This is a genomic window from Candidatus Protofrankia californiensis, assembly GCF_900634765.1.
Lineage (GTDB): Bacteria > Actinomycetota > Actinomycetes > Frankiales > Frankiaceae > Protofrankia > Protofrankia californiensis.
In genome coordinates this window covers 1-5438 of the sequence record NZ_CAAAFT010000410.1, presented here as the reverse complement: position 1 = coordinate 5438, position 5438 = coordinate 1, and the positions used below count along the sequence as shown (strand labels likewise).

Annotated in this window: 5 protein-coding genes; 3 read left to right on the top strand and 2 right to left on the bottom strand. The window is 67.0% G+C overall.

All coding sequences use genetic code 11. The features are described 5' to 3' along the window. The coding region (locus DD1DGNOD_RS21060; RefSeq protein ID WP_283234738.1) for a tRNA (adenosine(37)-N6)-dimethylallyltransferase at positions 1–428 on the bottom strand (428 nt) is incomplete at its 3' end. A 17-nt stretch (positions 429–445) separates the two neighbouring features. Further along, positions 446–1210, bottom strand: coding sequence for a transcriptional repressor LexA (lexA, locus tag DD1DGNOD_RS21055; protein ID WP_131768235.1), 765 nt, complete (start codon positions 1208–1210; stop codon positions 446–448). A 429-nt stretch (positions 1211–1639) separates the two neighbouring features. On the opposite strand from lexA, the gene DD1DGNOD_RS29945 reads away from it, so the two are divergent. From DD1DGNOD_RS29945 to DD1DGNOD_RS21040, 3 genes are all read left to right on the top strand, one after another. Next, positions 1640–1786, top strand: coding sequence for a LysM peptidoglycan-binding domain-containing protein (locus tag DD1DGNOD_RS29945; RefSeq protein ID WP_241251740.1), 147 nt, complete (start codon positions 1640–1642; stop codon positions 1784–1786). Positions 1787–1894: 108 nt separating this feature from the next. Beyond that, positions 1895–2356 (top strand): transcriptional regulator NrdR, encoded by a 462-nt coding sequence (gene nrdR / locus DD1DGNOD_RS21045; protein WP_131768233.1) that lies wholly within the window; start codon positions 1895–1897, stop codon positions 2354–2356. Between the two features lie 91 nt (positions 2357–2447). Next, a complete protein-coding gene (locus tag DD1DGNOD_RS21040; RefSeq protein ID WP_131768232.1) occupies positions 2448–5369 on the top strand; it encodes a vitamin B12-dependent ribonucleotide reductase in 2922 nt (973 codons plus the stop codon). The last annotated feature ends 69 nt before the right edge of the window (positions 5370–5438 follow it).

Here is a 5438-nt window from a genome sequence, read left to right as displayed (position 1 = left end):
GCCGCGCCCCGCTCGGACAGCTCCCGCTCCAGGCGCGCCCGGACAGCCGGGTCGGTGCCGGGAAAGGCGAGGTCGTCGATGACGGCCCGGACGTAGAGCCCTGATCCGCCCACGAGCACCGGCGTGCGGCCGGCAGCCAGAAGATCGTCGATGACCCCTCGGGCCAGCCTCTGGTAGGACGCCACGTCAGCGGCACGGGTGACGTCCCAGACGTCGAGCAGGTGGTGAGGGACGTCTCTTCGTTCTTCCGGCGGCATCTTGGCGGTACCGATGTCCATGCCTCGGTAGAGCTGCATGGAATCGGCGTTGACGATCTCCCCGCCCAGCTCGACGGCCAGACTGATCGCCAGGTCGCTCTTGCCGGCCGCTGTCGGCCCGACGACAGTTACGACCCGACCGGCTGTGCGCCGGTCGACGCCTACGTCCATGTTCACCCCCGGGAGGATCAGACCCGGCGAAGGACCGCGACGATCCGGCCGAGGATCGTCGCACTGTCACCCGGAATGTCAGCATAAGCCGGGTTCTGCGGTTCGAGCCACACGTGGCCGTCACGGCGGCGCAGCGTCTTGACCGTCGCCTCACCGTCGATCATCGCGGCGACGATCTCGCCGCTGTCCGCGACCGGCTGCTGGCGGACGACCACCCAGTCACCGTCGCAGATCGCGGCATTGACCATGGAATCACCGATGACCCGCAGGGTGAACAGTGTGCCCTCGCCCACGATCTCGCGGGGGAGCGGGAAGACGTCCTCGACTGCCTGTTCGGCGAGAATCGGGCCGCCCGCCGCGATACGGCCGAGGACCGGTACGTACGCCGCCTGCGCGGGAGCGTCCGGCGTGGCGTCGGTCGCCGGCAGGCCTTCCGTGGGCGTGCCGGCGGGAGGAGCCTCCCGTACCACCGGTCGTACCGGCGCCTGCGCGGACAGGACCTCCATGGCCCGTGGGCGGTGGGGGTCGCGACGCAGGAAGCCCTTCTCCTCCAGCGTCTTCAGCTGGTGTGCGACGCTGCTGGTGCTCGTGAGCCCCACCGCATCACCGATCTCACGCACGCTCGGCGGGTATCCTCGGCGCTCGACGGCGTTGCGGATCACCTCAAGCACCTTGCGCTGGCGGGGTGTCAGGCCCGAGGCGTTTGCCGGTCCGTCCGGCAGGTCGCGTACGGAGCCACGTGGGGGCCGGCCACGGCGGGTGCGGTTCTGGTCGGTGGTCATGCCTGCCGCTCTCCTTCGTTGTCGGTCATGGCAGACTCCGCTCCCGGCATACCTGACGTTTTGCCGTGAACCGGAGCTGGCGGTCACGACCTGGATCTGATCGCTACGACCGTAACCGCCGCGGCTGAATATCTCAAACGTCTGTTCGAGCGTGTCATGACGATTCTGTCGGAGTCGTGCGGTACAAAATCGACCAGATGTTCGATCGAACAGGTGTTCGTTGATCATGTTGTTGGAAGTGGCACGTGCTGGTGAAAGTTGGGGAGGTGGATGGTGCAGAGGTCGGTTGAGCCCCCGTTGAGGCTGACCGGGCGGGGTCGAGTTGTCCTGGTTATCCTCGTTATGGTGGTGTCCTGCCTGGTTCTATCCGTAGCCCGGGTGACGTCGTCGGCCGCGCCGACCAGGGGTGACGGAGCAACTCGCGTTCACGTGGTTCGGCCCGGGGAGACGTTGTGGGGTATCGCCCGCGTGCTGGCTCCCGACGGTGACACCCGGGTGGTCGTGGCGCGCCTGGCCGGTCTGAACCGGCTTGAGACGATCGATCTCGTCCCTGGTCAGACGCTCCGTTTGCCATGAGGGACCCACATGCTGGCGACTTGCCAGGTCGTGGTGTCCAGTCCTACTGTTGACCACAACATCTTGTAGTTACGTGGCTGTAAGTCGACAAAATCTTGGGGGTTGTCCGTGCGGTGTCCGTTCTGTCGACACCCCGACAGCAGGGTTGTCGACAGTCGGGAGGCTGAGGAGGGCGCCGCGATTCGTCGACGTCGATCGTGTCCGTCCTGCGGCCGGCGTTTCACGACAATCGAAGAGGCGTCACTACGAGTCATCAAGCGCAGCGGTGTCACCGAGCCGTTCAGTCGCGGGAAGGTGATCGCGGGCGTGCGCCGGGCATGTCAGGGTCGACCGGTCGAGGCGGACGCGTTGGCCCAGCTCGCCCAGCTGGTCGAGGACACGTTGCGTGCGTCGGGGGCTGCCGAGGTTCCCTCGGACGAGATCGGCCGGGCGATTCTTGGGCCGCTGCGGGAGCTCGACGAGGTCGCCTACCTGAGGTTCGCCTCGGTGTATCTGTCCTTCGGCTCCCTGGAGGACTTCGAGACGGCGATCGCCGATCTGCGGGGGCAGGCCAGGCAGTCGCCGTCGTAGCCACGCACCCCTGACACGACACGTCAGACAGCACGACACGTCAGACAGCCGGTGAGAGACACCATCCGACCGACGCCAGACGAGGAGCGCCATGACCGACAACCGCGGCACGAAAGCGAGCAAGTCCGCCACCAAGGCCGCCGGCCTGAAGGTGCGACGCGTCAACACCTCGCCGGGCGTCCACCCCTATGACGAGGTCACCTGGGAACTGCGGGACGTCGTCATGACCAACTGGCGGGACGGTTCGGTCAACTTCGAGCAACGCGGGGTGGAGTTCCCCGACTTCTGGTCGGTGAACGCCACGAACATCGTCACGAGCAAGTACTTCCGTGGTGCGCTCGGCAGCTCCTCCCGCGAGTGGTCCCTGCGTCAGCTCATCGACCGGGTCGTGCGCGCGTACGGCGCGGCCGGCGCCGAGAACGGGTACTTCGCCTCGGCGGCGGACGCCGAGATCTTCGAGCACGAGCTGACCTGGATGCTGCTGCATCAGGTGTTCAGTTTCAACAGCCCCGTGTGGTTCAACGTCGGCACGTCCGCGCCGCAGCAGGTTTCGGCCTGCTTCATCCTCTCGGTCGACGACACGATGGAGTCGATCCTCAACTGGTACCGGGAAGAGGGTCTGATCTTCAAGGGCGGGTCGGGCGCCGGGCTGAACCTGTCGCGTATCCGATCGTCCAAGGAACTGTTGTCCTCAGGCGGCACCGCCTCGGGCCCGGTGAGCTTCATGCGCGGAGCCGACGCCTCGGCCGGCACGATCAAGTCGGGCGGCGCAACCCGGCGGGCCGCGAAGATGGTCGTGCTCGATGTCGATCATCCGGACATCGTCGACTTCGTCGAGACCAAGTCCCGCGAGGAAAGCAAGATCCGTGCATTGCGGGACGCCGGCTTCGACATGGACCTCGGCGGTCGTGACATCGTCTCGGTGCAGTACCAGAACGCCAACAACTCCGTTCGGGTGACGGACGAGTTCATGCGGGCCGTCATCGACGACGCCGACTTCGGCCTGCGGGCCAGGCTCGACGGGTGCACGGTCGAGACCATCTCGGCCCGGTCGCTGTTCCGTACGATCGCCCAGGCGGCGTGGGACTGCGCCGACCCCGGGATCCAGTACGACGACACGATCAACGACTGGCACACCTGCCCGGAGTCCGGTCGGATCAGCGCCAGCAACCCCTGCAGCGAGTACGTGCATCTGGACAACTCTAGCTGCAACCTGGCGTCGCTCAACCTGATGAAGTTCCTGCGCAAGGACCTCAGTTTCGACGCCGACGCGTTCGTGGCAGCCGTTGAACTGATCATCACTGCGATGGACATCTCGATCTGCTTCGCGGATTTCCCGACCCCGGAGATCACCCGGGTGTCCCGGATGTTCCGCCAGCTCGGCATCGGCTACGCCAACCTCGGCGCACTGCTGATGGCTACCGGCCGCGCATACGACTCCGAGGGCGGCCGGGCCATGGGCGCGGCCATCACGTCGCTGATGACCGCAACGGCCTACCGCCGCTCGGCGGAACTCGCGGCGGCTCTCGGGGCCTACGACGGCTTCGCACGCAACACCGACGCCCACCGCCGGGTGATCCGCAAGCATGCCGCCGCCACGGACACCGTCCGCACGGTCGGGACCGACGACGCGCGGGTACTCGCCGTCGCCGTCCGCGAGTGGGAACGTACACAAAGCGTCGGGGAGAAGTACGGATGGCGTAACGCGCAGGTCAGCCTGCTCGCCCCGACCGGCACGATCGGCCTGGCGATGGACTGTGACACCACCGGCATCGAACCCGACCTCGCGTTGGTAAAGATGAAGAAGATGGTCGGTGGCTCCAGCATGCGGATCGTCAACCAGACGGTTCCCGCCGCGCTGCGCGCTCTGGGCTATGCCGAGGAGACCGTCGAGGCGATTGTCGAGTACATCGCCGAGCACGGTCACGTCATCGACGCTCCCGGTCTGCGCCGCGAACACTACGAGGTCTTCGACTGCGCGATCGGGGAGCGGGCCATCAGCCCGATGGGCCACATCCGGATGATGGCGGCGGTCCAGCCGTTCCTGTCGGGAGCCATCTCCAAGACCGTCAACATGTCCACGTCGGCCACGGTCGAGGACGTCGAGCAGATCTACCTGGAGGGTTGGCGACTCGGTCTCAAGGCACTGGCAATCTACCGGGACAACTGCAAGGTCGGCCAGCCGCTGTCGGACCTGCGTGGCGCGAAGAAGTCCGCGGCCGCAGGCGTGAGCGGGGATTCGGCCGTGGACGTCGCCGTCGCACCGTCAGGTGAGCACCGCCCGGTCCGACGCCGTCTGCCGAAGATCCGCCAATCGCAGACCGTCTCTTTCACCGTGGGTGGTGCCGAAGGGTACCTGACCGCCGGGTCATATCCGGACGACGGGCTCGGCGAGGTCTTCATCAAGATGTCGAAACAGGGCTCGACCCTGTCCGGCGTGATGGATGCGTTCGCCATTGCGGTCTCGATCGCGCTCCAGCACGGCGTCCCGTTGGAGACCTACGTCCGCAAGTTCATCAACATGCGCTTCGAACCGGCTGGCATGACCGACGACCCGGACGTGCGGATCGCCCAGTCGGTGATGGACTACCTCTTCCGCCGCCTCGCCCTGGACTATCTTCCCGAGCAGACCCGTGCGGAGCTCGGTGTCCTGAGCGCGCAGGAGCGGGCTCGCCAGCTCACCGGACAGTACGGCGGGTCCGGCTCGGCGGATGCGGCCGAAGTGGCCGATGCGGCTGACGCGGAGGCGGCCGGGGCGGCCGGTATCGGGGCGGCTCCTGGCGCCACCACCGGGTCCGTGCCGGTGCCTGTCGAGGCCATCCACACCCACCAGGTGGGGGTCTCGGCGCGGGAGGTACGGGCCGCGATGCCACGGGAGGTACCACCGGGTGAGTCGATGTCGGCCCAGAACGTGGTGGACGCGCCGCTGTGCTTCACCTGCGGGGTCACTATGCGTCCCGCGGGCAGTTGCTACGTGTGCGAACAGTGCGGTTCCACCAGCGGCTGCAGCTGATCGTTCGGGGTGGCGGGTCCGGGGTGGTGGCGGGCCCGTTCGGGTATGGCCCTGACCTGTTGTCCGGTC